29 protein-coding genes are annotated in these 25,405 nt (G+C 38.7%); 18 read left to right on the plus strand and 11 right to left on the minus strand.

Annotation, left to right across the window (positions count from 1 at the left end):
- The first annotated feature begins 46 nt into the window (after nt 1-46).
- The 4 genes from cdaS (at nt 47) to C9J37_RS04170 (ending at nt 3,270) form a co-directional block, all read left to right on the plus strand.
- Nucleotides 47-667, plus strand: coding sequence for a sporulation-specific diadenylate cyclase CdaS (gene cdaS / locus C9J37_RS04155; protein ID WP_107894369.1), 621 nt, complete (start codon nt 47-49; stop codon nt 665-667).
- Nucleotides 668-762: 95 nt separating this feature from the next.
- On the plus strand, nt 763-1,239 hold the full coding sequence (locus C9J37_RS04160) for a MarR family winged helix-turn-helix transcriptional regulator (protein WP_107894370.1): 477 nt from the start codon (nt 763-765) through the stop codon (nt 1,237-1,239).
- A 20-nt stretch (nt 1,240-1,259) separates the two neighbouring features.
- On the plus strand, nt 1,260-2,201 hold the full coding sequence (locus tag C9J37_RS04165) for a ring-cleaving dioxygenase (RefSeq protein WP_107894371.1): 942 nt from the start codon (nt 1,260-1,262) through the stop codon (nt 2,199-2,201).
- A gap of 13 nt (nt 2,202-2,214) precedes the next feature.
- A complete protein-coding gene (locus tag C9J37_RS04170) occupies nt 2,215-3,270 on the plus strand; it encodes an LLM class flavin-dependent oxidoreductase (protein ID WP_107894372.1) in 1,056 nt (351 codons plus the stop codon).
- Here the strand turns inward: C9J37_RS04170 and C9J37_RS04175 are convergent.
- Genes C9J37_RS04175 through proC form a run of 3 tightly spaced genes read right to left on the minus strand, consistent with a single transcriptional unit; the run spans nt 3,248 to nt 5,312 of the window.
- A complete protein-coding gene (locus C9J37_RS04175) occupies nt 3,248-3,430 on the minus strand; it encodes a hypothetical protein (protein ID WP_107894373.1) in 183 nt (60 codons plus the stop codon). The two genes, C9J37_RS04170 and C9J37_RS04175, sit on opposite strands and share 23 nt — an antisense overlap.
- Nucleotides 3,431-3,449: 19 nt before the next feature.
- Complete coding sequence (gene namA / locus C9J37_RS04180) at nt 3,450-4,460, minus strand: NADPH dehydrogenase NamA (RefSeq protein ID WP_107894374.1); 1,011 nt, start codon at nt 4,458-4,460, stop codon at nt 3,450-3,452.
- A gap of 45 nt (nt 4,461-4,505) precedes the next feature.
- Nucleotides 4,506-5,312: a pyrroline-5-carboxylate reductase gene (proC, locus tag C9J37_RS04185; protein WP_107894375.1), complete on the minus strand. Its 807-nt coding sequence runs from the start codon at nt 5,310-5,312 to the stop codon at nt 4,506-4,508.
- A gap of 389 nt (nt 5,313-5,701) precedes the next feature.
- Here proC and C9J37_RS04190 point away from each other — a divergent pair, with 389 nt between their 5' ends.
- The 6 genes from C9J37_RS04190 to C9J37_RS04215 all read left to right on the plus strand — a co-directional run bounded on the left by C9J37_RS04190 (nt 5,702) and on the right by C9J37_RS04215 (nt 12,533).
- Nucleotides 5,702-6,649 carry an MBL fold metallo-hydrolase gene (locus tag C9J37_RS04190; RefSeq protein ID WP_107894537.1) on the plus strand — a complete coding sequence of 316 codons (948 nt, stop codon included), beginning with the start codon at nt 5,702-5,704 and terminating at the stop codon, nt 6,647-6,649.
- 15 nt (nt 6,650-6,664) lie between these two features.
- The gene (locus C9J37_RS04195) at nt 6,665-7,414 is read left to right on the plus strand and encodes an SDR family NAD(P)-dependent oxidoreductase (RefSeq protein WP_201262130.1); all 750 of its coding nucleotides are present in this window, start codon (nt 6,665-6,667) and stop codon (nt 7,412-7,414) included.
- Nucleotides 7,415-7,583: 169 nt separating this feature from the next.
- Nucleotides 7,584-8,777 (plus strand): argininosuccinate synthase, encoded by a 1,194-nt coding sequence (locus tag C9J37_RS04200; protein ID WP_107894377.1) that lies wholly within the window; start codon nt 7,584-7,586, stop codon nt 8,775-8,777.
- A gap of 80 nt (nt 8,778-8,857) precedes the next feature.
- Complete coding sequence (argH, locus tag C9J37_RS04205; protein WP_024361084.1) at nt 8,858-10,231, plus strand: argininosuccinate lyase; 1,374 nt, start codon at nt 8,858-8,860, stop codon at nt 10,229-10,231.
- A 222-nt stretch (nt 10,232-10,453) separates the two neighbouring features.
- A complete protein-coding gene (locus C9J37_RS04210; RefSeq protein WP_107894378.1) occupies nt 10,454-10,846 on the plus strand; it encodes a carboxymuconolactone decarboxylase family protein in 393 nt (130 codons plus the stop codon).
- A gap of 391 nt (nt 10,847-11,237) precedes the next feature.
- Nucleotides 11,238-12,533 (plus strand): alpha/beta hydrolase, encoded by a 1,296-nt coding sequence (locus C9J37_RS04215; protein ID WP_107894379.1) that lies wholly within the window; start codon nt 11,238-11,240, stop codon nt 12,531-12,533.
- 83 nt (nt 12,534-12,616) lie between these two features.
- On the opposite strand, the gene C9J37_RS04220 is transcribed toward C9J37_RS04215, so the two are convergent.
- Entirely contained in the window at nt 12,617-13,225 is a 609-nt protein-coding gene (locus C9J37_RS04220; protein ID WP_107894380.1) for a GNAT family N-acetyltransferase, read from the minus strand.
- 255 nt (nt 13,226-13,480) lie between these two features.
- Here C9J37_RS04220 and C9J37_RS04225 point away from each other — a divergent pair, with 255 nt between their 5' ends.
- The 4 genes from C9J37_RS04225 (at nt 13,481) to C9J37_RS04240 (ending at nt 16,271) form a co-directional block, all read left to right on the plus strand.
- Nucleotides 13,481-15,085, plus strand: a complete 1,605-nt coding sequence (locus C9J37_RS04225) for a sensor domain-containing diguanylate cyclase (protein WP_167397253.1) — start codon at nt 13,481-13,483, stop codon at nt 15,083-15,085.
- A 116-nt stretch (nt 15,086-15,201) separates the two neighbouring features.
- Entirely contained in the window at nt 15,202-15,354 is a 153-nt protein-coding gene (locus tag C9J37_RS04230) for a YpzG family protein (RefSeq protein ID WP_069513162.1), read from the plus strand.
- A 126-nt stretch (nt 15,355-15,480) separates the two neighbouring features.
- On the plus strand, nt 15,481-15,891 hold the full coding sequence (locus C9J37_RS04235) for a GNAT family N-acetyltransferase (protein ID WP_107894382.1): 411 nt from the start codon (nt 15,481-15,483) through the stop codon (nt 15,889-15,891).
- A gap of 38 nt (nt 15,892-15,929) precedes the next feature.
- On the plus strand, nt 15,930-16,271 hold the full coding sequence (locus C9J37_RS04240; protein ID WP_107894383.1) for a cupin domain-containing protein: 342 nt from the start codon (nt 15,930-15,932) through the stop codon (nt 16,269-16,271).
- Between the two features lie 51 nt (nt 16,272-16,322).
- Here the strand turns inward: C9J37_RS04240 and C9J37_RS29525 are convergent, their stop codons facing one another.
- Complete coding sequence (locus tag C9J37_RS29525; protein WP_327440773.1) at nt 16,323-16,637, minus strand: GNAT family N-acetyltransferase; 315 nt, start codon at nt 16,635-16,637, stop codon at nt 16,323-16,325.
- Between the two features lie 43 nt (nt 16,638-16,680).
- Nucleotides 16,681-16,818: a hypothetical protein gene (locus tag C9J37_RS29530; protein WP_327440774.1), complete on the minus strand. Its 138-nt coding sequence runs from the start codon at nt 16,816-16,818 to the stop codon at nt 16,681-16,683.
- Nucleotides 16,819-16,893: 75 nt separating this feature from the next.
- Here C9J37_RS29530 and C9J37_RS04250 point away from each other — a divergent pair, with 75 nt between their 5' ends.
- The gene (locus C9J37_RS04250; RefSeq protein WP_024361078.1) at nt 16,894-17,307 is read left to right on the plus strand and encodes an NUDIX hydrolase; all 414 of its coding nucleotides are present in this window, start codon (nt 16,894-16,896) and stop codon (nt 17,305-17,307) included.
- Between the two features lie 126 nt (nt 17,308-17,433).
- On the opposite strand, the gene C9J37_RS04255 is transcribed toward C9J37_RS04250, so the two are convergent.
- From C9J37_RS04255 to mscL, 3 genes are all read right to left on the minus strand, one after another.
- Nucleotides 17,434-18,594: an aminotransferase class I/II-fold pyridoxal phosphate-dependent enzyme gene (locus tag C9J37_RS04255; protein ID WP_107894384.1), complete on the minus strand. Its 1,161-nt coding sequence runs from the start codon at nt 18,592-18,594 to the stop codon at nt 17,434-17,436.
- Between the two features lie 3 nt (nt 18,595-18,597).
- Nucleotides 18,598-19,713 (minus strand): methionine biosynthesis PLP-dependent protein, encoded by a 1,116-nt coding sequence (locus C9J37_RS04260; protein WP_107894385.1) that lies wholly within the window; start codon nt 19,711-19,713, stop codon nt 18,598-18,600.
- 315 nt (nt 19,714-20,028) lie between these two features.
- The gene (gene mscL, locus C9J37_RS04265; RefSeq protein ID WP_107894386.1) at nt 20,029-20,418 is read right to left on the minus strand and encodes a large conductance mechanosensitive channel protein MscL; all 390 of its coding nucleotides are present in this window, start codon (nt 20,416-20,418) and stop codon (nt 20,029-20,031) included.
- A 168-nt stretch (nt 20,419-20,586) separates the two neighbouring features.
- Here mscL and C9J37_RS04270 point away from each other — a divergent pair, with 168 nt between their 5' ends.
- Nucleotides 20,587-21,282 (plus strand): lytic transglycosylase domain-containing protein, encoded by a 696-nt coding sequence (locus C9J37_RS04270; protein ID WP_107894387.1) that lies wholly within the window; start codon nt 20,587-20,589, stop codon nt 21,280-21,282.
- A 39-nt stretch (nt 21,283-21,321) separates the two neighbouring features.
- On the opposite strand, the gene C9J37_RS04275 is transcribed toward C9J37_RS04270, so the two are convergent.
- Both C9J37_RS04275 and C9J37_RS04280 read right to left on the minus strand, forming a co-directional pair.
- On the minus strand, nt 21,322-21,579 hold the full coding sequence (locus C9J37_RS04275; protein ID WP_024361073.1) for a GlsB/YeaQ/YmgE family stress response membrane protein: 258 nt from the start codon (nt 21,577-21,579) through the stop codon (nt 21,322-21,324).
- A 113-nt stretch (nt 21,580-21,692) separates the two neighbouring features.
- Complete coding sequence (locus C9J37_RS04280) at nt 21,693-22,238, minus strand: cysteine hydrolase family protein (protein ID WP_107894388.1); 546 nt, start codon at nt 22,236-22,238, stop codon at nt 21,693-21,695.
- 433 nt (nt 22,239-22,671) lie between these two features.
- Between C9J37_RS04280 and C9J37_RS04285 the strand changes: the two genes are divergently transcribed.
- Together C9J37_RS04285 and C9J37_RS04290 are read left to right on the plus strand one after the other, a co-directional pair.
- The gene (locus C9J37_RS04285; protein WP_107894389.1) at nt 22,672-23,847 is read left to right on the plus strand and encodes an amino acid deaminase/aldolase; all 1,176 of its coding nucleotides are present in this window, start codon (nt 22,672-22,674) and stop codon (nt 23,845-23,847) included.
- Nucleotides 23,835-25,157, plus strand: coding sequence for an FAD-linked oxidoreductase, L-gulonolactone oxidase family (locus C9J37_RS04290; protein ID WP_107894390.1), 1,323 nt, complete (start codon nt 23,835-23,837; stop codon nt 25,155-25,157). Before C9J37_RS04285 ends, C9J37_RS04290 begins: the two co-directional genes overlap by 13 nt.
- The last annotated feature ends 248 nt before the right edge of the window (nt 25,158-25,405 follow it).

Here is a 25,405-nt window from a genome sequence, read left to right on the forward strand (position 1 = left end):
AAAGGACGAAGTGGTGAATCATTCTATAGAAAAAGAGGTGTGTTACATGAAGCAATCAAACTGTGACGCTGCTCCACTAAAGCAAACAATAAAAGAAGAGCTTAGACAAGTCATTACTTCTTTACAGCAAAGTTTAGCCTCAATGGATTCTCAAGAAGATTGTCTACTGACAGATTTAGAGCAAATAAAAGGCAACTTTTTAACGATTGAAATGCAAGCGGCAACGTTTTATTTAAATTGCTATTTGTCCCCATTTACAGAAAAATACCCAGAACTATCAATTTGCGTACAAAACATGTCAAAAAGACGACACGGTGGATTAATTGTCTTTGAAAGAAAAGACGCCGTAGATCATTTGATTAAGCCAGGAATTCATATTGGTGCAGAACTTACGCATTCTTTATTAGAATCTATTTTTTTCCCAGGTAATCCTCTCCATGATGGTGCTGTGTTAGTTAGAAGTAACCGCATTGTTTCAGCGGCCAATGTGCTTCCACTGTCAGATATTTATACCGGTGATAAAAAACTCGGTACAAGACACCGAGCTGCAATTGGTTTAAGCGAGCGTAGTGATGCCCTTATTATGGTCATATCAGAAGAAACGGGAAGAATTTCATTTGCTTTTAACGGAAGCTTACATCCGATTACTTCACATGGAATAGTATAATTAAAAAAATATCTCAAATTCGAGATATTTTCCTTGCACCGTTCTCGCTTGCATGGTAAAGTGAGTTTACAGATCGAGGAAGGGAGGGCAAAGTGATGGAAAAACATACACTCGGCTCACTTACATGGTTGCGGATGATGCGCTTTACCAATCAAAGTAATCAGCTATCGAATGAATTTTTAAAGCGTTTTAACTTAACAACTGCACAGTTTGATGTGCTAATTCAAATCAAAACCTATGCACCGTTAACGCAATCACAACTAGCTGAAAAGGTTACTGTGACCCAAGGTGGTATGTCACGAATGCTTGCACGCCTTGAAAAAGAGGGGCTTATAGAGCGCAAGCAAAATTGGAAGACCAAAACGATATCGCTAACGGCAAAAGGGATGGAATTGATTGATGCTACTACCCCAAGCCAACTTCACTTTCAATCCTCATTTTTTGAAGAGGTTTTATCAGAAGAAGAAATGAAAACTTTATATACGTTGCTGTCAAAACTAGAAAAACATAGTCGAGAAAAAAATTACCCGAGGTGTGATTTTTTTTACTTCATCACTTGCGTAGTCAAGTGAAAACATTTGGAGGACTTTATATGCAAAAAATTAGCGGTCATCATCATATTTCAATGTTAACGAAAAATGGCAAAAAGAATAACGATTTTTACACAAAAATCCTCGGTTTACGTCGGGTGAAAAAAACAGTCAATCAAGATTCTCCTTCGATGTATCATTTATTTTATGGAGATCTTACAGGGGCAGCCGGAACAGAATTAACTTTTTTTGAAATGCCTGTAGCTGGACGTACTGTCCGTGGAACGAATGCCATTACGCGCATCGGCTTATTAGTACCTAGCTATGATAGTTTACTATATTGGAAAAAACGTTTTGAGCTATTACAAGTGGAGCACAGTGATATTACAACATATGCAGGCAAAGATGCTTTGCTTTTTGAGGATCATGAAGGCTTGCGCATGCTGCTGTTAAATCATAATGGACAATCAATACCAGCCGAGTGGCAAGCATGGGATGGGTCTGATATTGCATTAGAGCATCGTATTTTAGGGATGGGCACAGTGGAAATGACTGTTCGTTATTTACAGCGTACAGTGAACTTATTACAAGAGCTTTTTAACTATACTGTTGTCACGGAAGATGACACAGAAGTACGACTTCAGTCAATTGCCGGCGAAACGTTTGGTGAAATCGTCGTCAAGGAGTTGGAAGGACCAAGTGAAAAACCAGGTCGAGGAAGTATTCATCATCTGGCACTGCGCGTAGCTACAGTAGAAGAACTTCAACAATGGGATGCAGTAATTAAAGCGCGTGGTTTAGACAGCACAGGCGTTGTCGATCGTTATTACTTCCAAAGCCTTTATTTTAGAGATCGTAACGGCATTCTTTTTGAAATGGCAACAGATGGGCCTGGTTTTACGGTAGATTCTGCTATAAAGGAATTAGGAAGAGAACTTGATTTGCCACCATTTTTAGAAGCAAAGCGCACAGAAATTGAAGCGATTTTAGAACCACTCGATTAAAGGGGAGAGCACAATGGAAAATTATCGTATCGACCAATCAGCAGGTTTAGAATTTGGACTTTATTCACTCGGTGATCATATTCCGAACCCTTTAACAGGTCATCGGATTTCAGCTCAGCAACGTATACAGGAGCTAATTGAAATGAGCCAATTAGCGGAGCAAGCTGGCATCGATGTTTTTGGCGTAGGGGAAAGTCATCAGTCGTATTTTACAACACAGGCCCATACAGTCGTGTTAGGCGCCATTGCACAAGCGACGAAAAAAATTAAAATTGCAAGTTCTGCCACCGTGTTGAGTGTATCTGATCCAGTAAGAGTCTATGAGGATTTTGCCACCATCGATTTAATTTCAGATGGGCGTGCGGAAATTGTAGCAGGTCGAGGGTCGCGCGTTGGAGCCTATCATTTACTAGGTGTCAATTTACAAGACTATGAAGAAATTTTTGAGGAAAAATTAGCACTGTTAAAAAAGCTAAATGAAGAAGAGCTTGTGTCATGGGAAGGGCAGTATAGAGCACCGCTTCATAATGCGCAAATTTTACCACAGCCGAAAAATGGCGCATTGCCTATTTGGCGCGCGGTTGGTGGTCCTCCTGCAAGTGCCATAAAAGCTGGCTATATGGGCATTCCAATGATGTTAACGACTTTAGGTGGCCCTGCCATCAACTTTAAACCTTCCGTGGATGCTTATCGTGAAGCAGCTGATCGAAGTGGTTTTGATGCAGAAAAGCTACCGATAGCAACCACAAGTTTATTTTACGTGGCTGATACATCAAAAGAAGCTTTGCACAATATGTACCCTCATCTTAATGGAGGCTTCCAAGCAATTCGTGGGGGTGGCTATCCAAAACAACAATTTGCTGAAGCAATTGATACACGAGATGCCCTTATGGTTGGTAGCAAGGAACAAATTATTGAAAAGTTACTTTATCAATATGAACTGTATGGCATGCAACGTTTTATGGCACAAATTGATTTTGGAGGCGTACCTTTCGATCAAATTATGAAGAATATCGAAATCATTGGCCATGACATCATACCAGCAATTAAAAAATATACAGCAAAGTAAGTTTGGGAATCGCCACGAAAATCAGCTCAATCGCCACAAAATAGGAAGTAATCGCCACGAAAATCAGCTCAATCGTCACAAAATAGGAAGTAATCGCCACGAAAATCAGCCCAATCGCCACAAAACGCCAAAAAAACGCTGATAGCTTGAAAGATTCCAAGCTATCAGCCAACTTTGTATTACCAACCACGAACATATTGCACGGGTGGTTCGATTTTTGCGCCGAGTTCTTTGGCAGCATGCAGAGGCCAGTAAGGTTCGCGCAATAAAACACGACCTAAGAAAATTAAATCAGCTCTATTATTTTGCAATATTTCTTCTGCATGTTGCGCAATTGTAATTAGACCCACCGCACCAGTAGGAATATTTGCGCCAAGTTTAATCGCTTCCGCATGTGGCACTTGGTAGCCAGGGAATGGATGAATATCTGCCTGTACGACTCCGCCAGTAGAGACATCCACTAAATCTACGCCTTGCGATTTCATCCATCGACTAAAGACGATAAAGTCCTCCATTGTTGTGCCATCTTGTGCATAGTCTTCAGCAGATACACGAACGAGTAAGGGACCTTCCCAGACGCTTCGGATGGCATCAATGACTTGACGCAATAAGCGATAGCGATTTTCCTGTGAGCCACCGTATTGATCGTTACGTTTATTTGTTGCAGGTGATAAAAATTCACTAATCAAATAGCCATGTGCGCCATGAATCTCCAACACATCAAAGCCTGCTTGACGTGCGCGCACAGCTGCATTTTTAAAGGCTTCAATAACATTGTCAATATCGGCAAGTGTCATCTCACGTGGTGTTTTATAAGCATCACTAAAAGCCATCGCTGAAGGGGCAAAGATTTCACCCTCTACAGTTGCTTTACGCCCTGCATGGGCAAGCTGAATGCCCGTTTTAGCTCCGTAAGCTTGCATATTTGTTACTAATTGTTGTAACCCTTCGATATGAGCGTCATCCCAAATACCAAGGTCATTACTAGAGATGCGTCCTTCAGGTACTACTGCAGTAGCTTCCAATAGTATTAAACCAATTTGCCCAGCGGCGCGTGTTGCATAATGCACAAGATGGAATGGTGTTACAAGTCCGTCTTCCTTCGCAGAATACATACACATGGGGGCCATGACAATGCGGTTTTTTAAGGTAATCGATTGCAATTGGTATGGTTCAAATAATTTAGTCAATTCAAGCCCTCCTAATTCCTAGTTATTACCTTTATTTTGCATGGATTATTTGCTTTTTGCAAGCGCGCGAGATCGAGCTTCTGCTTCTTTAATGCATGCTTCAATCGCTGCATTAAATTGATACTGTTCAAGTGCTTTAATGCCAGCTTCTGTTGTACCACCTGGACTTGTCACTTTTTTACGAAGGACATCAGGTTCGTCAATAGATTGTTTGAGCATTTCAGCTGTACCAGCAAGCGTTTGGGTCATTAGAAGTCTGACAGTATCTTTTGACAGCCCCACTTCCATACCAACCCGTTCAAAAGCTTCCATTAGATAATATATATAAGCAGGACCACTTCCAGAGAGTGCTGTCACGGCATGTAATTGGTCTTCCTCCACTTCAATTACAGATCCAACAGCTTCTAATAATTGTAAAAACATGGCGCGCTGTGTAGTCGATACTTGCGCATTAAATGCTATGCCACTTGCCGACATGCCAATTGTTGCAGAAGTATTAGGCATTACGCGAGCTACTGGACGTAATCCTAATTGCTCAGTAATTGTGCTAATAGCAATGCCAGCTAAAATGGATAGAATGGCTGTATGTTCAGTCATTTTGTTTTTCAGTTCAAGCATTGCCTTGATGGCATCCTTTGGTTTCATCGCCAAAATAATCAAGTCTGCTTGCTGGTATATCGCATCCTCAATGCTAGTCTGGACGCCATACGTATCGTGTAAAAACTGTAAACGTTCCTTATCTGAGCGATTGGTGACATAAATTTCGTGTGGTGTAAATACGTTCTGTTTTATCCAACCTTGCATCAATGCTTCTGCCATGGAGCCAGCACCGATAAATAAAATTTTTTTCATAAGAAAAACCTCCGATTCAAAATAAAAAAGCGCTCTCGTCCTTAAATAGAAGGACGAAAACGCTGTCGTTTCCGCGGTACCACCTTTGTTTGCCAATTCGGCACAACTCTTAGCCCTTTTATCGCAAGGGGGAACGGTTATGTTGTCATAACTGCTCAGAAGTAGGTTCTGTATTGGGAGTGGGTGATGTTACTTGCAGCAAATGTAACACTCTCTAGGCACCTTCACCATTTACATACTTGGCTTCCTCAACGCACATCTAATAATTTGATTATTCAAAATTATAGTAATAATACGTCAAGCTGTCAACAGGAGGGTGACTTAAGAAAGAAAAACTTGTAAAATAGGTGAATGAGTATTCATTATTTACACTAAAGGGGGAGACAGCTTTGTCGATACACAAAATAGAAATTCCAACACCCTATGAAGTAGGAGATGTCAATGCATTTATTGTCAAAGGTGATGCATTAACGATTTTTGATGTTGGTCCGAAAACAATGGAAGCTTATGATGCACTGAAATGGGGTATTCGCGCAGCTGGCTTTGATTTACGAGATATTGAACAAGTTGTGTTAACCCATCACCATCCCGATCATGCAGGTTGGGTGGATGCTTTTCCACATGCAGAAATTTTAGGCCATGCCTATAACGATAAATGGTTACGTCATGACGAAGATTTTTTACGTTATCATGAGCAGTTTTACAGTGAGTGTTTGTTCGAACACGGGGTTCCACAGGCATATATTGGGCATAGTGTCCATGTTCGACGGGAATTAGAGCTTGTAGGGGAGCGACCATTAACCCAAATTTTATACGATGGCGATGAAGTTCCAGGTCATCCTGGGTTAAAAGTATTTGAAACATTAGGGCATGCGCAAAGTCATTTTATTTTTTGGGATGAAAAATTACATTATGTAATTGGTGGAGATTTATTATTAGAAAAAATCACTCCTAATCCATTAATCGAACCACCTTTAGATCGCACATCAGGTCGTCCAAAATCATTGTTACAATATAATGCTTCACTAGAAATATTGCGTCAATTGCCAGTAAATATCATGTATACAGGACATGGCGCAAATTTAGAAGATATACCAGCTCTCATTGATAAGCGACTAGAAAGACAACACCAACAATCCATGAAGGTCTATGAGTTACTAGGAAATGATCAGCTAACAGTTGTACAAATGACAAAGCGTTTATATCCTTCGATTTTTCAGCATCAACTAGGCTTGACATTATCTAAAACACTTGGACATTTGGATTATTTAGAGGCAAATCATCTTGTGGTTTCAGGGAAAAATGAGGCAGGTATCTATTTGTTTAAAAGAAAGTAGGGTTCATACGTGAAAATGAATAAAAAGACAATCTTTGTAACAGGTGCAACGAGTGGTGTAGGGTTAAAGATTACAGAATTATTAGTTGCACAAGGTCATCGTGTGTATGCAACAGGGCGTAATGAAGTAGCGTTAAAAACATTACAACGTTTAGGTGCCAATGTTATACAAGCTGATTTAACGTCACTTACAGCAATTGATGATGTATGTGCGCAACTGCCTCCGCTCGATGTAGCTATTTTTTCTGCGGGAGTTGGTAAGTTTGCGATTGCGCCTTTGTTATCGGATGCAAATATAAGCGAAATGCTGGAGCTCAATGTGCGCGTGCCGATGTATTTAGCAAAACGTCTAGCTGCACCAATGATTGCGCGTGAACAGGGGCAACTGATTTTTATCGGTTCACAGGCCGGCAAAGTCGCTACACCGAAGGCTAGTGTTTATGCGGCAACTAAGCATGCCATTGTTGGTTTTACCAATGGTCTGCGTATGGAGCTAGCACCCTATAATATTAAAGTAACAGCCATTCACCCGGGACCAATTGATACACCATTTTTAGATAAAGTAAACGATGAAAGCGGTTATCGTGAGTCTCTAGGTCGATTTCTTTTAACACCTGAAGAAGTGGCACAGGCGACAGTAAAAACGATAGAGCACCCAGTTCGAGAAGTAAACTTGCCAAAAATAATGGGCTTGACGAGTAAACTATATGCTTTAGCGCCTGCTACAATCGAATTTTTAGCCAAACCACTATTCAATAAGAAATAACGGTGCCAGTCACCCGAAAAATTCTGAATATTTTGTGTGCCAGGCACCAAATATTTTTTATAAAAATGCACTTGTATTTATTTTTATAACATGGTACTATTCGTGTATAAACTTTTAAGTGAATGTATAAACATACATATCATATAGAGCAATTGGAGGCGCATTTTGTATGGCAAATAAAAAAGTAGTTTTAGCATACTCAGGCGGTCTTGATACTTCTGTAGCAATTCCGTGGTTAAAAGAACAAGGTTGGGACGTTATCGCAGTTTGTCTAGACGTTGGTGAAGGAAAAGATCTTGAATTTGTAAAAAATAAAGCACTTCAAGTAGGTGCTATTGAATCATATATGGTGGATGCGAAAGATGAATTCGCTGAAGAATACGCGCTTATTTCATTACAAGCACATACTTGGTACGAACAAAAATACCCATTAGTATCAGCACTTTCTCGTCCTTTAATTTCTAAAAAGTTAGTGGAAATTGCTAACCAAGTGGGTGCGGATGCAGTAGCTCACGGTTGTACAGGTAAAGGAAACGACCAAGTTCGTTTCGAAGTGTCAATAAAAGCATTAAATCCAGATTTAGAAGTACTAGCTCCTGTACGTGAGTGGGGTTGGAGTCGTGATGAAGAAATCGAATATGCAATGAAACATAATGTACCGATTCCGGCAACATTAGATTCACCATTCTCAATTGACCAAAACTTATGGGGCCGTGCAAACGAAGCAGGCGTAATGGAAGATCCTTGGGTATCTCCACCAGAAGAAGCGTATGGCTTAACGGTTTCTGTTGAAAACGCGCCAAATGAAGCTGAATATGTAGAAATCGAATTTATTGCTGGTAAACCTGTAGCTTTAAACGGCAAAGAAATGAAGCTTGCTGATTTAATTCAAGAACTAAATGCAGTAGCAGGTGCACACGGTGTTGGCCGTATCGACCATGTTGAAAACCGTTTAGTTGGTATTAAATCTCGTGAAGTATACGAAATTCCAGGTGCAAAAGTACTGTTAACTGCTCATAAAGAGCTTGAAGATTTAACACTTGTGAAAGAACTAGCACACTTCAAACCAGTGATTGAGAAAAAATTATCTGAATTAATTTATGATGGTTTATGGTTCTCTCCTTTACGTGATGCATTACAAGCATTCCTTGCTGAATCACAACAATACGTAAATGGTACAGTACGTGTGAAACTTTACAAAGGTCATGCCATTGTAGAAGGACGTAAATCACCAAACTCATTATACAACGAAAAATTAGCAACATACTCTAAAGAAGACCAATTCAACCACGCATCTGCTGTAGGCTTCATCGAATTATGGGGTCTGCCAACAGTGGTTAACTCTTCAGTTAATAAAAAATAATTATTAAAAGTAGGGTGTAGTGTAGCATGAACGCTGTACTGCACCTTTTCGATAAGTAATTTAGGAAAAGGTGAGCTGTTATGACAAAACTTTGGGGCGGACGTTTCCAAAAATCAGCAGAAGCATGGGTCGATGAGTTTGGCGCATCAATCGGCTTTGACCAGCAACTTGTATTGGAAGACCTAGAAGGTAGTGTCGCACATGTCACGATGCTTGGTGCAACGGGAATTTTACCAGCAGAGGATGTAGAAGCCATTCTTGGCGGTCTCGCACAATTACAGGAAAAAGCAGTCGCTGGTGAGCTTGAATTTACTGTTGCCAATGAAGATATTCATTTAAACCTTGAAAAAATGCTCATTGATTGCATAGGACCAGTTGGTGGTAAACTGCATACAGGCCGTAGTCGTAATGACCAAGTTGCAACGGATATGCATATTTTCTTAAAGAAACGTGTAAAGGAAGCCATTGATTGTATCGAGACATTCCAAAAAACGTTACTAGAAAAAGCAGAGGAGCATGTTGAAACAATTGCTCCAGGCTATACGCATTTACAACGTGCACAGCCTATTTCTTTTGCACATCATCTAATGGCATACTTTTGGATGCTTGAACGCGATAAACAACGTTTTACGGAATCCATTAAACGTATTGATATCTTACCATTAGGTGCTGGTGCCATGGCAGGGACAACTTTCCCGATTGATCGTCTAAAATCAGCGGAGCTACTTGGTTTTAGTGAAGTGTATGCAAATTCTATGGATGCTGTCAGTGATCGTGATTTTATCGTCGAATTTTTAAGCAATTCATCATTATTAATGGCGCATTTATCTCGCTTTGCTGAGGAAATCATTTTGTGGTCAACAGATGAATTTAAGTTTATCGAATTGGATGATGCATTCTCGACAGGCTCATCTATTATGCCACAGAAGAAAAATCCAGATATGGCGGAGTTAATTCGAGGTAAAACTGGTCGTGTGTATGGTAACTTAATGGGCTTACTGACAGTTCTCAAAGGAACACCGTTAACATACAACAAGGACATGCAAGAAGACAAAGAAGGAATGTTCGACACAGTGCATACAATTCTTGGTTCTTTGAAAATCTTTGAAGGTATGGTACGCACGATGACCGTTAATACGGAGCGTCTGCACAAGGCAGTCCACTCTGACTTCTCAAATGCCACGGAATTAGCAGATTACCTTGCAACGAAAGGCATGCCATTCCGTGAAGCACATGAAGTAACGGGTAAATTAGTGTTTACATGTATTCAAAAAGGCATTTATTTATTAGATTTACCGATTGAAGACATGAAAAAAGAAAGTGAGCTTATCGAAGCGGATATTTATGATGTATTAGCACCTGAAGCCGCTGTGCGCCGTCGTCATTCATTAGGTGGTACTGGTTTCGATCAAGTCAATATTCAAATTGCTAAAGCAAAAGCTTGTCTTTCTTAACTATTTTGCGTGCAAGTCCTTTGTGACATTTGCATAGATATTCATTAAAGCTGTCCAGAGAGGCACTATGAAAAACCTTAATCCTTTTTCTGTGGAGCCAGAGGGTGAAACAAAAAAAGAGCACCTTACATATGTGAAGGACAATCCCCAATTTTCGGAGACGCGAAATTGGGGTTTTTGTATAAGGAACATATAGTCATGTAAAAAGGGGAGAAATGTCATATGACGGATCGTTTTACAAAGGGGTTAGAAACAATGAAGCACTATGTGACAGAAGAAGAGGTAGACCGTATGGTAGAATCGGATGCCCTCGCTGACATAGCGCCCGATTTACGCAAAATGATTATCGAGTTTGCCTATGGTGATGTCTATTCACGCCCAGGGCTTGATGCGAAAAGTCGAGCACTTGTCGTAATCACAGCAGTTGTTACACAAAGTGCTGTACCACAAACGAAAACCCATATAACACGAGGGTTGCATGCAGGATTAACACCTACTGAAATTGTGGAAGCACTTTTGCAATTAGTGCCTTATATCGGCTTTCCTCGTGTACAAAATGCGCTAACGATTGCTCAACAGGTATTTGCAGAAAAGCAGCTAACTGTAAAAAAATGAAGCGATAAAAATTTTTCAACAACATGTATAGAGTTTTGGGATATGGCCCATACTGTTAAAGGATACACTTAATCATCTAATATGATGAGGAGGATGCAGAATGAGTAGTTCAACTCCAGTAGACAACGAATCTCAGGAAAGTCCGCCACAGCTGAATAAGGTTTATACTTCACATATCTTAAGGAGTAGGTAATGAGAGATATCTCTGGGTTACTGTATCTTAAGATGAAGTAGAGACCACAACTGTACAATCAAATAGAAGGTATAAGTGTCCAAGGACCCAGAATTTTTCTGGGTCTTTCTTTTTTGCTAAATTTTGTTGATATTGCAAATAAACTGTTATACTCTAAGTATGACAGATGGAGGCGTCTTGTTATTAAGGAGGGTTTTTATGAAAAAACTTTTTGTACTATGTTTAGTAGCATTCGCATTAGTTGCCTGTTCGCCAAAAGAAAAAAACGCAACTCAGGTAGACAAAGAGGAGGATGAGCATGCTATGAATGAAGAACTAATCGGAAAATGGGCAGGGGATATTGAACTTCCAAATGGTTCACTACCAATTATTGTAGACTTACAAAAAGAGAGCGGAACATTATCTGTTCCTGCACAAGGTTTAAGTAATTATCCATTTAAAACTGTGTCATATAATGATAATAAAGTACACATAATCATTCGTTTAAATGGCTCGGCAATTGAGGTAAACGGGACGTTAAAAGACGAGCAAATTAAAGCAACATTTAATCAAAATGGAGGGGAATTCCCCCTTATTTTAAAGCGCTATGAAGAACAGCCAGAACAACCTGTCTCCTACGAAACATTCACAGTACCGGTTAAAGATGGCGATTTAACGGTCGCACTGCAAAAAAGCAGTAACAAGCCTTCACCAGTCGTACTCATTATTGCAGGCTCTGGTCCGACAGATAAGGATGGAAATTCCGCAATTGCTGGAAAAAATAATAGTTTGAAAATGCTTGCTGAAGGATTAGCTCAAGAAGGTATTGCAAGTGTACGATACGATAAACGAGGTATCGGGGATAATGCATCTCTATTGAAAAAGGAAGAGGATATCTCCATCGATCAATATGTTGACGATGCAGTGCAAATCATTCATGCACTGTCCGCCAATCAAGCTTTTTCAAGCGTTCATATTATTGGGCATAGTGAAGGGTCATTAATTGGAATGCTCGCCGCTCAAAAGACCAATGTGGAATCATTTGTGTCAATAGCAGGCGCAGGTAGAACGGCTGATACGTTACTTTTAGAGCAATTATCAGGACAATTAACACCTGCTCTAACGACTGAAACTAATATGATTCTAGCCGCGCTGAAAAAAGGGGAGCAAGTGCAACATGTATCGCCTGAGCTACAAGCATTATTTAGACCTTCTGTGCAGCCATATATGATGTCATGGCTGAAATATAATCCTGCTACTGAACTTCAACACGTAAAAGGACGCGTGTTACTGATTCAAGGAACGACAGATATCCAAGTGAACGCAACAGATGCCGAAGCGCTTAAGCAAGGCAATGAAAAAGCTGAACTTCTCTATCTGGAGGGCATGAATCATATTCTAAAAAGCGCACCGGAGGATAGAACGAAGAATTTAGCGACTTACGCAGACCCAACATTGCCGCTACATCCAAAGTTATTGCCAGCCATTTACAAATTTATTGCCAATGATCAGTAGCGATAGAAAAATGGTCACAACATAGGTCTGGTTCGACTTATGTTGTGGCTGTTTTTATTTTTAAAAGAGTCAAGTAACGAGCATCAACATGATGAATGCTTGGGCATGTCACACAGTTTTTTCTCAAAACAAATACATTCATGTACTCTCGTAAAGCGTTTCATGATCATCTCTTGATCGTTCCCTACATAATGGGCAAAGGCTTGTACAGGAAAAAGGTCGGGTATTTCAGATGAAATTGTCTGTTTCATTTCTTTATTGTCAATAAAAACTTGTAAATAAGAATCTACAATTGAAAATTGATTGTTTATGTACCAATCGTTGACCCATTTATCATCCCTTGTCCAAGCTTCTAAACGATTTAACTGTTTTTCTTTCGCTCTTTTTTCGGCTGCTTGCAATAATTGAAGACCTACACCTTTTCTTCGATAGTCAGGATGTACAGCAATGTGCCAAATCATTCCTCCTAAACCTTCTCCTCGCGAACAAACAGTCTGAGCTTGCACTTCGTATTCAATATCTATTAAACCAATCACTTGTTGATTTTCTATTGCAACTAGTTCAATGGTTGGCCCTGCATAAATTTCTTTTTTTTGAAGAACATTGTCAAAATAAGCAGTATCTAAAAATGCTAATGCTCTACATCGTACCCAACCTATTTCATCCTTTACTTGATAATCTCTTATTTCCATAAAATCCCCCTAGTAACAAACGAATTTTAACTTCAATTCCAATTATATCAAAATATATCTTTAAAAAGTTAACTAACTATGTAATTTCTCACTGTCACAATCATTGTAGTGTGGTATTTTTAATATGAAAAATAAAATTTTTTCCATATAAATAGAAAATAATGGATGTGTTTTTACGGAGGTAAGGCTTTGAAAACTGTTAAGAAAGTTTTGTGCCAAAATACGATAAAAAATCAGCTTCGAAGAGGCCATATAGTGATTATTTTTATCATTAGTTTATGTATTTTTATTCCTACAATTTTTATTGAATATCAGCAAACGATTAACCAACAAAAAGTAGAAATGACCAATTACTTAGACGCCCAAACTTATTTTTTTGAAAGCTGGTTAATGGAGCGCTCAAAAGATATACATACTATGACGAATTTAGATTTTGTGAAAGGCTATCAGCATGAAGAATCACAAGATTATTTTCAAGATTTTAAAAAGCAATCCGTTTTTACTGATTTAGTTTTTGTGAACAAAGAGGGGATAGTACAGTTTGATACTGTAACCGAATATCAACAAAATGGAGTTGGGATTGATGTGAGTAATCGTGCGTATTTTCAAATTGCGAAGAAAACGAAACAGCAATACATAACAGATGTATTGATTAGCAAAGTCACAAAACAGCCAATTATCGCTTTTGCCTCTCCGATTTTTGATGAGCAACAACAATTTAATGGTGTTGTGTTCGGCACAGTGAATTTTAATACAATCGATCAGCTTTTAAACGAATCAAGAGTCGGTTTTCAAGGGCATGCTTATATTGTCAATCGAGACGGAACCTTACTAACGGAATTCGATTCCAATAAGAAAAATAAAGAAGCAAATCGTCAAAATATCATTTTTAAAAATGAAATGATTGATAAACGAATTTTTATGATTGCTCAAACGAATGCTTTAAAGTCCCCATTAAATACCTATCAGGATGCTAATGGACAATGGGTTTTGGCTAAAAGTAAGCCAATTAATCAAGGGAAATGGTACATTATTTCTGAAGTCAATCTGATGGAAACGTATACACCACTCTTTAAAAGATTAGGGTTGCTAGCTGTATGTATCTTATTAGGTACATTTTTCACTATTAAAGTAATGTTACTTATAACGAAAAAAATAGAGGAACCAATCCAACAGCTACTCGAAGGCGTTGCCAAAGTCGAGCAAGGTAACTATGATTATAAAATCAATGAAAAACAGCTAGCGCCTTATGCGAAAGAGTTTCAGGAGCTTTGTTCTTCTTTTAATGAGATGAGTACAAAAGTGAAAGAAGATACAATTTTGCTAAAGGAATTATCGGTTACTTGTCAACTAACAAAACTATATAACCGTCGATATTTAATCGAGCAAGGAGAGCATGTATTTCAGGAATGTAAAAATGAAGACAATCATTGTTCCTGTATTGCGATTGACATCGATTTTTTCAAAAAAGTTAATGACCATTACGGCCATTTAATTGGTGATGAGGTATTAAAGCATGTTGCAACGATTATAAAGGAATCTGTCAGAAGAAAGGATATTACAACAAGATACGGTGGTGAGGAATTTGTTATTTTGTGTCCTTCGACTTCGTTAGAGAGTGCTGTGAAAATAGCAGAGCGTATAAGAAAAAATGTTGAACAACATCCTTTTCATATAGGTGAACAGTTTATTCATATGACAGTGAGTGTCGGCATAGCTGAATATGCAAATGAGGCTGATATCTCAACCTTTTATGAGTTAATTGATAAGGCAGATCAAGCTCTTTATATTGCAAAGGAGAGCGGACGCAATATGTTAGGGATTTATAATGAAGAAAATAACGTTGCTACGCGTAATTAAATAACAAACAAAAAGATTTTTTCGCGATTTCAAAAAAAGAGGTGTAGTCTTTTAATCGAACGGTCATACTAACATGGATTCACTTATAAAGTCTATAATGATGAGGAGGATGTCAAATGAGTAGGCCGGAACAATTAGACCCGAAATCTCAAAAAATCCACCGTAACTGGACAAGGATTAAGCGTTCAAAATCTCAAGTAAATGGTGAAACGGAGATTACTCTCCATAACCGTATCTTGAGAAGTGAAGCGAAAGCCCGACAGTTTTAATCATGCTAGAAGTAATAAGTGTCATCAAGCCCAGAAATTTTTCTGGGCTTTTTTTATTTAAGGTTATGTACTATATAAGTATTGGATGTGTAGTAAAATAAAGGAAGTGAGAAGGGAGGAACTAGAATGAGCAAGCAAATAAACATTCGCGTCGCATGTTTTGCAGATGCACAACAAATGCTGAAAATTGATCGTGACATAATCCTTATTGCCGAATGCAATAAGACGATAGTTGGCTGGCTAGCATTTCAATCGCCAGAACGAAAACGTCTAGCCCATACAGGTAGCTTTGGACTGATGGTTCGAAAAGACCAACGAGGGCAAGGAATTGGGAAACGTTTAATTGAAGAACTACTGACATGGGCAGCTGCCAATCCAATAATTGAGAAAGTTTGTTTAGGCGTATTGTCCAGCAATATCAGTGCTATTGCCCTTTATCGAAAAATGGGTTTTATCGAAGAAGGTAGAAAGATACATGAAATCAAAATCGCTGACAATCTATATGTTGATGATGTATTAATGTACAAATTGGTTTAATGTATATTTCATTCTGTTAATTAGAAAGAGGTTGTTTTATGAAAATTTATAAGTTTACAAAGGACGGCGCTAATGCCATTCACAATTACAACTCGTTGCATTCATTTTACACAAAAATCATGACAACAGTGGAGCCAACAAATATAGGGTTTATATACATAGAAGCGGGTGGACTGGTAGGTCTGCATGAAGCACCTGTTCCACAGCTATTTATAGTTATTGAAGGAGAGGGATGGGTCTGTGGTGAGAATCGAGAGAAATTAGTCATAAAACAGGGGGATAGTGTTTTTTGGCAAGTGGGACAAATCCATGAGTCCGGCAGTGACAAAGGGTTAACAGCCCTCGTTATTCAATCTAAGCAAATTGACTTGCCTATATAAATAGAGGGCAACATTAGAATATTTCATAACAAGACGGAGACAGTGACACCGTTATTTTTTTGCTAATGGTAGAATCAAACGTATTGTTTTTAACATATGCCCTTCAAATAACTCATCAAATTCGTCAACTTGTTGAAAGCCCTTTGCGCTGTAGAATTGTCTACCAATTCTATTGTCTTTCTCAACGCATACAGTAAGCGAAGTTGCTCCTTGTAATCTTTGAATACCGTTTTCCAGTAGAGCTGAACCGATGCCTTTATGTTGAGCGGTTGGAAGGAGGTAAATAGCGAATAACTCGGCTTGTCCCTCTTCATTAACATGTGAAAAATTAGCAAAGCCAATAAGAGATTCACCAACTGTTGCCACTAAAAAAGGGCTTGTTTGAAGATGGCATGTTAACCGTTTGTCACTATAGGCGGCTTAAAGAAATCTTCTTGAATATGCTTTGGTATGATTCCTTTTCATAGGTTGCAGTCCAAGATGTTTGTGCAATTTCTTGGACAGAAGAGATGTCATCTTCATTCATTTGTCGTATAATAAGTGTCAATATATATCACCTACAATTTCAATAATTTCTATATATTGTATCATATAACATAACGACAAAAGGGGGGATGTTTTTATGCAAGTTTTAGAAAAAGCATTTGGTTATATTACCCGAAACTATGACGATCGGATTCAGGTCCTTGTATTTGAGCAAAATACAGAGGGAGCAGGCATTCAAATTCCAAAAGGTACAATTGAAGACGGAGAGACGCCACTTGAAGCAGTTATACGAGAGATGGTGGAGGAAACGGGTTTAACAAATTTAGAAGTACAAGGCCTTATCGCACAGGATTATGCCGAGCATTATTCAGGAGCATTGCAAAAACGCTATTTTTTCCATTTAACTTCAAATGAGTCCCAACATACTTGGCAACACAATCCAACAGGCTTAAACGAGGGCAACTTACAGTTTACGTTTTATTGGATTGAAAAGGAACATGACGTTGAGCTCGCAAAAGGACATGGCGATTATTTATATCGTATTGTCTAGTGCCAGTCACCCAAACAATTCTGAATTTTTAGGCAAAATAAAAACCCACTTAGATTTCGGCGGCTTACACTGTGCTCGCCAGAAATTCGAAGTGGGTTATGGTGCCAGTCACGCAAGTTTCTATTTTTACGCTTTAGCGGCGATTTCTAATGCTTGGGCAAAGTCTGCAATTAAATCATCCACATGCTCCAAACCGACTGAGAATCGTAATAATCCATCCGTAATGCCACGTTTGATCCGTTCTTCGGGTTCCATTGCTGCATGGCTCATTTTTGCTGGGTAGGAAAGAATAGATTCCACACCACCAAGAGAAACAGCAAATACGGGAATCTTCATCGCTTCTACTAATGCTTTCGCTGCTGCATAATGAGGTAGGCGGAACGACAAGACAGCGCCTGCACTTGTACATTGGCTTTGATGAATGGCATAGCCAGGATGTGAGGCAAGACCTGGGTAATACACTTGCTCAACAAGGGAATTTGCTTCTAAAAACTGTGCAATCTTTTGTGCTGATGCAGCAGAACGGCTAAAACGTACATCGGTTGTTTTCATATTTTGTAGTAGTGTGAAGGAATCTTGTACACCTAAAATATTACCAAAAGAATTTTGGATGAAATACAGGTCATTTCCGAGTTGTTCATCTGCTGTTACAGTGAGTCCTGCAATAATATCTGAGTGACCAGATAAAAACTTCGTTGCACTATGAATGACAACGTCTACACCTAAGTCTAGAGGTCGTTGGTGTAAAGGTGTCATAAATGTATTATCTAAAAACGTTAGACATTGATGTTGTTTAGCTAGTGCGACTATTGCACGGATATCTGTAATCCCTAATGTAGGATTCGATGGTGTCTCCATGTAGAGAAGCTTTGTAGCAGGTGTAATGGCTGCTTCAACCGCTGCTATATCAGTAAAATCCACGAACGTATGCGTAATACCGAATCGAGGTAATACTTTTGACACAAAGCGGTATGTTCCACCATAAACGTCCTCTGTAATGACAATGTGATCACCTTGTGATAATAACATTAAGGCTGCGGAAACCGCTGCAATACCAGAGGAGAAGGCATGTGCACGAACGCCACCTTCAAGCTCGGCAACGGCTTTCTCTAACGCATCACGTGTTGGGTTACCAGAACGTGCATAATCGTATTCACCGAATTCATCGATGCTTTCTTGGTGAAATGTTGAAGAAACATATAGTGGTACATTAACCGCACCTTTTTTATTTTCGTAGCCATCACGCACACCTGCGTGGATAAGCGCTGTTTCAATATGTTGTTTCATTTTCTATGCCTCTTTTCTCAGCGTATCAAACACTTGTTTTAAATCTGCAATTAAATCTTCAGCCTCTTCAATGCCGACAGAAAAGCGTAGTAAACGATCGCAAACGCCGCGTGCTACACGTTCCTCGTAAGGCATATCGGCATGTGTTTGTGTAGCAGGGTACGTGATAAAGCTTTCAACGCCACCAAGACTCTCTGCAAAAATAATTAACTTTAAGTTACGAAGAAATGGGTCAATCCATTCTGGCTTTTGTAGTCGGAATGACAACATACCACCTTTGCCCGTATATAATACGTCTGTGACAAGTTCTTCTTCCTCTAAATAAGCAGCAATCGCTTTGGCATTGGCATCATGTTGTTTTAAGCGAAGATGTAACGTTTTTAAGCCACGAATCAATAACCAAGAATCCATTGCTCCTAGTACCATTCCACTACCATTATGAATAAAGCCGAGACGTTCGGATAGCTCAGCACCTTTTGAGACAACTAAACCGGCTAATACGTCATTATGTCCGCCAATATACTTTGTTGCAGAATGCAGTACAATATCGGCACCTAGTTCAATTGGTCGTTGGAAGTAGGGTGTATAAAAAGTATTATCTACGATTAGCAATGCACCATGTTGATGGGCAAGCTCAGCATACACTTTGAGATCAAATTCCTGCATAAGTGGGTTTGTTGGTGTTTCGATAAAGAGGGCACGTGTATTGTCATTGATTAACGCCTCTACTTGCTCAAGCGATTCAAATTTAGAATAGATTGGTTTAATATTGTATGTTTCTTTAAAAAAGTTAAAAAGACGATATGTACCACCATATAAATCATCTGGTACGATGAGTTCATCTCCTGGTTTAAATAGAGACATTACAAGTTGGATTGCAGCCATACCGGAACTACAGGCAAAGCCAGCGTCGCCACCTTCTAAATCTGCAATACCTGCTTCTAAAATGGCACGCGTTGGGTTTTTTGTACGAGCGTAGTCAAATCCTGTCGATTCACCGATCCCTGTATGTTTATAGGCCGTTGATAAATGAATGGGCGGGCTAACAGCGCCAGTTCTAGGGTCACTCAAATTGCCAAGCTGTACAAGTTTTGTTTCAATACGTCTATTGTTTGTCATGTCGTCACTCTTTTCTTCATCGTTAATTTAGAAAGAGTCCACACTAGGGGGACTCTATTCCTTAATAGAATAATTCAATTAGTATCTTCAATTTTCTCTATAATTGTTACTTAATTTAACATGGAAAGTACAGAAGGACAAGATGATTTCAGAAAATTACATAGATTATTGAAAATAAATCATGTAGGAATAGTAGGGGATTGATGTTTGACAATGAAAAGAGGCTTGAAAGAGGCACAAATAAAAAAGCTATAGATTCGTTTTCGCGTAGCACGAAAATATCTATAGCCTTTGTGGCACATAATGCCTTGTCCATTATGCTTGTTGTTTTTTTAATAAATCTCGAATTTCTTTTAACAGTTCTTCTTTTGCATCTAGCACAGGTGTCGGTTCCTCTACAACCGCTTCCTCTTTTTTTCTAGTAAATTTCGTCATAAGACGTAATGCTAAGAAAATAGCAAAGGCGATAATTAAAAAATCAATAATTGATTGTAAAAATATACCTAACTTTACTTGAGCTGTACCAGAACCAAACATAAAGCTTTCAGTTAAATCAATGCCGCCTGTTAACACACCGACTAATGGCATAATAATATTCTCTACTAAGGAGGTAACGATTTTCCCGAAAGCCCCACCAATTACAACGGCAATCGCTAAATCAATTATATTGCCTTTCATAGCAAATTCCTTAAAGTCTTTCCACATATAATATATCCTCCCTATAATTATCCAAAAAAACAATCGAATTGTATTCTACTATATTACCCTAATTATAATCAACTATAAACATAGGAAAAAGAAAGAAAAAATCTACAACATAAAACGGTAAATTTGGTAATATAGAAGTAGACAAAGAATGATTAGGTGTGACATATGGCGAAAAAAAAACAAAAGAAACCATTGCTATCTCCAAGCATGAAGATGGGGATGATAGCACTATTAATCCCTGTAGCCATTACTGTATATGTACTTGCTTTTTTTGCTTGGAAGGAGCTACAAACATTCCCTATTTTCGAAAAACTTGCACAACAAAAGGCGATTGAAGAAATACAGCAGCATTTCGACATGAACATTCCAGAACAATATATTCCGGTGTATGTTGCTGCCGAGGAGAAATATGGCGTGCCTTGGACATTGTTAGCTGCCCATCATCGTATTGAAACACGATTTTCTTCCATGAAATCACTTGTTTCGCCAGCAGGGGCAGTCGGACATCTGCAATTTATGCCTTGTACTTTTGTAGGATGGAAACATCCAACTTGTGAGGGATTAGGTAAGGGCAATATTACAAAGGCAGAGCTGATGAATCCCGAAACCATTAAAAAATATGGAGGCTACGGTGTCGATGCCAATGGAGATGGTGTAGCGGATCCCTATGATATCGAAGATGCTGTATTTAGTGCGGCCAATTATTTATCAAAGTATGGCGCGGCAAAAGGTGACGTAAAACGAGCCGTTTTCAATTATAATCATAGCGAAGAATACGTTAAAAATGTCTTACATTACTATAATTTGTATAATGATTACCACGATGAATTAAAAACAGCCGTCCTTCTTAATGCAAAATAATAAAAGAGCCATCTAAACGATGGCTCTTTTTGTACATAATTACGTAGCTTTACGCATACTTTTAAGAATAATGCTTACAATGAAGATAAGCACAATTGCACCTATTAACGCTGGAAATACATAAAAATCGCTGACTTTCCAACCCCAGTTACCTAAAACCATACTACCTATCCAAGAACCGACAATCCCGGCAATAATATTACCAATAATGCCTCCAGGAACATCTTTTCCTAAAATGACGCCAGCTAACCAACCTAAAATTCCTCCGATGATTAAATACCAAATGAAACTGATCATAATGATTCATCTCCTCAAAGTTAAGATATAATGGCATTACTTAGTTATATCCTTTTTGGAGATAATTAAACCTACATGACCGACCTTTTTATTTTTACAATGACTTCATCTGTTTATTTCACTACTGTGGCACCTAAAGTATGTTCAAAATGACGCAAAGCCCAATCATGTCCAGCTGCATCAAAACTTGCTACTGCATGTGCATAAATAACAGTAGAAATGCCCAAATTATAAGCATCCACAGCTGTATGCAAAATACAAATATCTGTACAAACACCAACTAAATGAACTTCCTCGATGTTCCGTTCTTTTAATAAAATGGCTAAATTTGTTCCTGCAAAGGCACTATAACGTGTTTTGTCGAGCCAAATCACGTTGTCCTTATACAAGTTATAGACTTCACCAACATGACCGTAAAGATTGCGACCCGATGTTCCGCGAATATTGTGAGGCGGAAAAAGCTTTGTTTCAGGGTGAAATGGATCGTTTTCTTCATGTAAATCATTAGCGAAGACGACGACATTTTTTTCTACAATAAATTGTTCAATTAAATTTGCAATAGGCGTATCGAGTAATTGTCCTGGTTCCCCACACGTTAATTTACCATCTGTTGCTACAAAATCATTTGTATAATCAATTACCAGTAATGCTTTTTTCAATTTCGTCCACTCCTTTAGGCATGATTTCACTCTTTATCATGCCATATTTGGTTTTGGCTGTCAGAAAATTAGTTATATTTTAATATTAAGAATAGTTTGAAAATTGAACAAGGTGAGCGTATAATGTGAAAAAAGGAGAGGGGATAGTTTATGAATATGACTGTTATGAAACGTTTAGATCGCCAAGGATTCTTTATTGCTGCGCTACATTTGGTGGTAATGTTAAATTTAGCTGCTGAGTTTTTATTGGCATCCTAATCTCTTAAAAATCTAATAGAAAGGTGAGTACAATGCTTGACCTATACTAAAACAACCGTGAAGGCAATTTCGTCGTAATACACGGTTGTTTTTTGTTGCCTATTGTGAAGTAGACAAGCATTTCCGCGTATTTTTCTAGTACTTGACCAATATAAATCATACGAGGGGGGAATAAATGACAACGAGATTTCAACAGGCTTTCCATGGCATAGAGCGCCCATTTGCTTGGTTAGACCTTGATGCACTTGATGATAATATTGCAACGGTGCAACAAGCTTGTGGGCAAAAAAAAATTCGTATAGCAACAAAATCAATACGCTCGGTGGAGGTGTTGCAATATCTACAACAACATCTTTCGAATATAACAGGATTTATGACATTTACCGCGGCAGAATCCATCTTTTTACTCCAAAGAAATTTCGATGATGTACTGCTTGGTTATCCTGTTATGGAAGACATGGCTGTACGTCAACTATTGCACTATGTAAAAGAGGGAAGAACCGTCACATTTATGGTGGATAGATGTGAGCAAGTTGCGTTTTTAGAAAAAATAGGAGCGGAGCTTGATGTAAAGGTATCCATCTGTATCGATATTAATTTATCTACTGATTTTAAAGTACTTTATTTTGGTACAAAGCGCTCATCTCTTGACTCGCTGGAGTCTATCACGCCTTTTTTAACTTATATAAAACAGCAGTCCCATATAGAAGTTGTAGGCGTTATGGGATATGAGGCGCAATTAGCTGGTGTTGGAAATCGACCTGCTAATGCTATAAAAGGTAGGCTAATAGATTTCATGCAAACACAAGCCAAAAAGCAAGTAACCCAATTTCGTAGATTAGCTATTGCGCATGTAAAAGCTTATTTTCCTCGATTACGCTTTGTTAATGGTGGAGGTACAGGCAGTATGACCTATACTGCGGAGCAGAAAGAAGTGACAGAAATGACAGTTGGTTCAGCATTTTATGCACCAGCCCTTTTTGATCAATTTGCCCATTTGCAACTGTCAAAAGCAGCAGGCTTTGCACTCCGTGTGACGCGGAAACCTGCGCCTAATATTGTTGTCTGTCATGGTGGTGGTTATCCAGCGTCTGGAGCAATGGCGAATGATCGATACCCGGCATTTTACGAGCCGAACTATTTTTCCTTTCTTCGTTTAGAAGGAGCCGGAGAAGTGCAAACACCGATTAAGGTAAAAGGCAAAACACTCATAATTGGGGATACCATCTATTTTCGCCATGCAAAGGCCGGAGAGCTTTGCGAAAGATTTCAAACACTTCATGGCATAAGGCAAGACGAATATGTAGGTAGCTTTGCGACGTACAGGGGGGATGGTCAATGTTTTCTGTAGAGAAGTGGAAAAATGGGGAAAAATGGACGAACTGGGCTGGCAATATAATAGCGTATCCAAGTGAGATGCACTTACCTCGTTCTATAGAAGAAGTTGTAAATGTAGTGAAGCATGCGCGTGATAGGAAAAAAACCATTCGTGTAACAGGTGCAGCTCATTCATTTAGTGCTGTTGCCATGCCGGAGCATATTGCACTGTCATTACATAATATGCGCGGGCTTATTTCGATAGATGCCGAAAACCAAGAAGCTACACTGTGGGCAGGAACTTATTTATATGAGATCGGACCACAGCTTGCAAAGCATGGGTTTGGCTTAATGAATATGGGCGATATTCAAGAACAGACCATTGCCGGAGCAGTATCAACTGGTACACATGGAACAGGGGTGACTTTAGGTTCGTTGTCGTCTGCTGTGACACGCTGGTGTTTTGTTGATGGAAATGGAACTTACCATGAGCATATTCGAGGGACTGACGATTTATCCGAGGCGCTTCATGTCTCACTTGGCATGCTCGGCGTATTTGTAAAAGTGACGCTAAAAGTGTTGCCGCTCTATAGTTTACATTATATTGGCACAAGGGACACATTAACAAACGGACTAGCCACATTTGCACAAGATATTCGACAGCATCGACATGTTGAATGGTTCTACTTTCCTGGTAGTGAGACAATTCAAATTAAACGTATGAATGCGATGGCCCCAGTGTATCAAAGTGAATGGCGCAAGTATGTAGAAAATATAAAACTTCAAATAGTAGAAAATGGTGCATTTTTTGCGATTTCGGAGCTATGTAAATGGAAACCAGCTTTAAGTAGTGCAATGAGTAAATTAGCTGCTGCCAATGTTGTGGAGGCGGAGAAGATTGGCATTAGCTATGAAATCTATCCATCTCCTAGAAGTATCAAATTCCAAGAAAGTGAGTATGCCATATCATTACCACAATTTGAGGCATGCATGGAAGAAATTCATGCAACGTTTCAAAAAGGGCATTTGCATGTGCATTTTCCATTGGAATGCCGTACAACAGCAGGTGAGGTCGGTTATATAAGTCCTACACAAGGACAAGAATCCGCCTTTATTGCTTTTCATATGTATAAAGGAATGTCGGAAGAGCCTTATTTTAAATGGGTGCACAATCTAATGCAAAAATATCATGGTCGACCACATTGGGGAAAACAAAGCCATTTAACTGCACAGCAAGTACACACATTATATCCAAATATAGATAAGTTTTTAACAGTTCGTGCACAATATGATCCTGACAAAGTATTTTTCACACGTTACTTAGAGCAATTATTCATATTGTAAAATTTAGAATTTAACAATAACTGAATTTTATAATGTTTAAATAAGTGTATTGGGAAAGATGAAAGCATTTGTGATAAATAATCACCCAAATAGAGTTTATAATGAAAAAATTTAAATTTGAACGAAATGTCAAAATATTTATCAAACCGAGATAAAACCGATGCTTAATCAGCATGTAAACGATTTCAAATTTCATTGATTTTTTGAATTGTTTAAACAATTCAAAAAATACTGTTGACTTAGCCTAG

It is taken from the genome of Lysinibacillus mangiferihumi (assembly GCF_003049665.1).
GTDB classification, from domain to species: domain Bacteria; phylum Bacillota; class Bacilli; order Bacillales_A; family Planococcaceae; genus Lysinibacillus; species Lysinibacillus mangiferihumi.

Coding starts and splice junctions, on each gene's coding strand:
- cdaS (WP_107894369.1), top strand. CDS start 47: ATGAAGCAATCAAACTGTGACGCTGCTCCACTAAAGCAAACAATAAAA.
- C9J37_RS04160 (WP_107894370.1), top strand. CDS start 763: ATGGAAAAACATACACTCGGCTCACTTACATGGTTGCGGATGATGCGC.
- C9J37_RS04165 (WP_107894371.1), top strand. CDS start 1,260: ATGCAAAAAATTAGCGGTCATCATCATATTTCAATGTTAACGAAAAAT.
- C9J37_RS04170 (WP_107894372.1), top strand. CDS start 2,215: ATGGAAAATTATCGTATCGACCAATCAGCAGGTTTAGAATTTGGACTT.
- proC (WP_107894375.1), bottom strand. CDS start 5,312: ATGAAAAAAATTTTATTTATCGGTGCTGGCTCCATGGCAGAAGCATTG.
- C9J37_RS04195 (WP_201262130.1), top strand. CDS start 6,665: ATGAATAAAAAGACAATCTTTGTAACAGGTGCAACGAGTGGTGTAGGG.
- C9J37_RS04200 (WP_107894377.1), top strand. CDS start 7,584: ATGGCAAATAAAAAAGTAGTTTTAGCATACTCAGGCGGTCTTGATACT.
- argH (WP_024361084.1), top strand. CDS start 8,858: ATGACAAAACTTTGGGGCGGACGTTTCCAAAAATCAGCAGAAGCATGG.
- C9J37_RS04210 (WP_107894378.1), top strand. CDS start 10,454: ATGACGGATCGTTTTACAAAGGGGTTAGAAACAATGAAGCACTATGTG.
- C9J37_RS04215 (WP_107894379.1), top strand. CDS start 11,238: ATGAAAAAACTTTTTGTACTATGTTTAGTAGCATTCGCATTAGTTGCC.
- C9J37_RS04220 (WP_107894380.1), bottom strand. CDS start 13,225: ATGGAAATAAGAGATTATCAAGTAAAGGATGAAATAGGTTGGGTACGA.
- C9J37_RS04230 (WP_069513162.1), top strand. CDS start 15,202: ATGAGTAGGCCGGAACAATTAGACCCGAAATCTCAAAAAATCCACCGT.
- C9J37_RS04235 (WP_107894382.1), top strand. CDS start 15,481: ATGAGCAAGCAAATAAACATTCGCGTCGCATGTTTTGCAGATGCACAA.
- C9J37_RS04240 (WP_107894383.1), top strand. CDS start 15,930: ATGAAAATTTATAAGTTTACAAAGGACGGCGCTAATGCCATTCACAAT.
- C9J37_RS04250 (WP_024361078.1), top strand. CDS start 16,894: ATGCAAGTTTTAGAAAAAGCATTTGGTTATATTACCCGAAACTATGAC.
- C9J37_RS04255 (WP_107894384.1), bottom strand. CDS start 18,594: ATGAAACAACATATTGAAACAGCGCTTATCCACGCAGGTGTGCGTGAT.
- C9J37_RS04260 (WP_107894385.1), bottom strand. CDS start 19,713: ATGACAAACAATAGACGTATTGAAACAAAACTTGTACAGCTTGGCAAT.
- mscL (WP_107894386.1), bottom strand. CDS start 20,418: ATGTGGAAAGACTTTAAGGAATTTGCTATGAAAGGCAATATAATTGAT.
- C9J37_RS04270 (WP_107894387.1), top strand. CDS start 20,587: ATGGCGAAAAAAAAACAAAAGAAACCATTGCTATCTCCAAGCATGAAG.
- C9J37_RS04275 (WP_024361073.1), bottom strand. CDS start 21,579: ATGATCAGTTTCATTTGGTATTTAATCATCGGAGGAATTTTAGGTTGG.
- C9J37_RS04285 (WP_107894389.1), top strand. CDS start 22,672: ATGACAACGAGATTTCAACAGGCTTTCCATGGCATAGAGCGCCCATTT.
- C9J37_RS04290 (WP_107894390.1), top strand. CDS start 23,835: ATGTTTTCTGTAGAGAAGTGGAAAAATGGGGAAAAATGGACGAACTGG.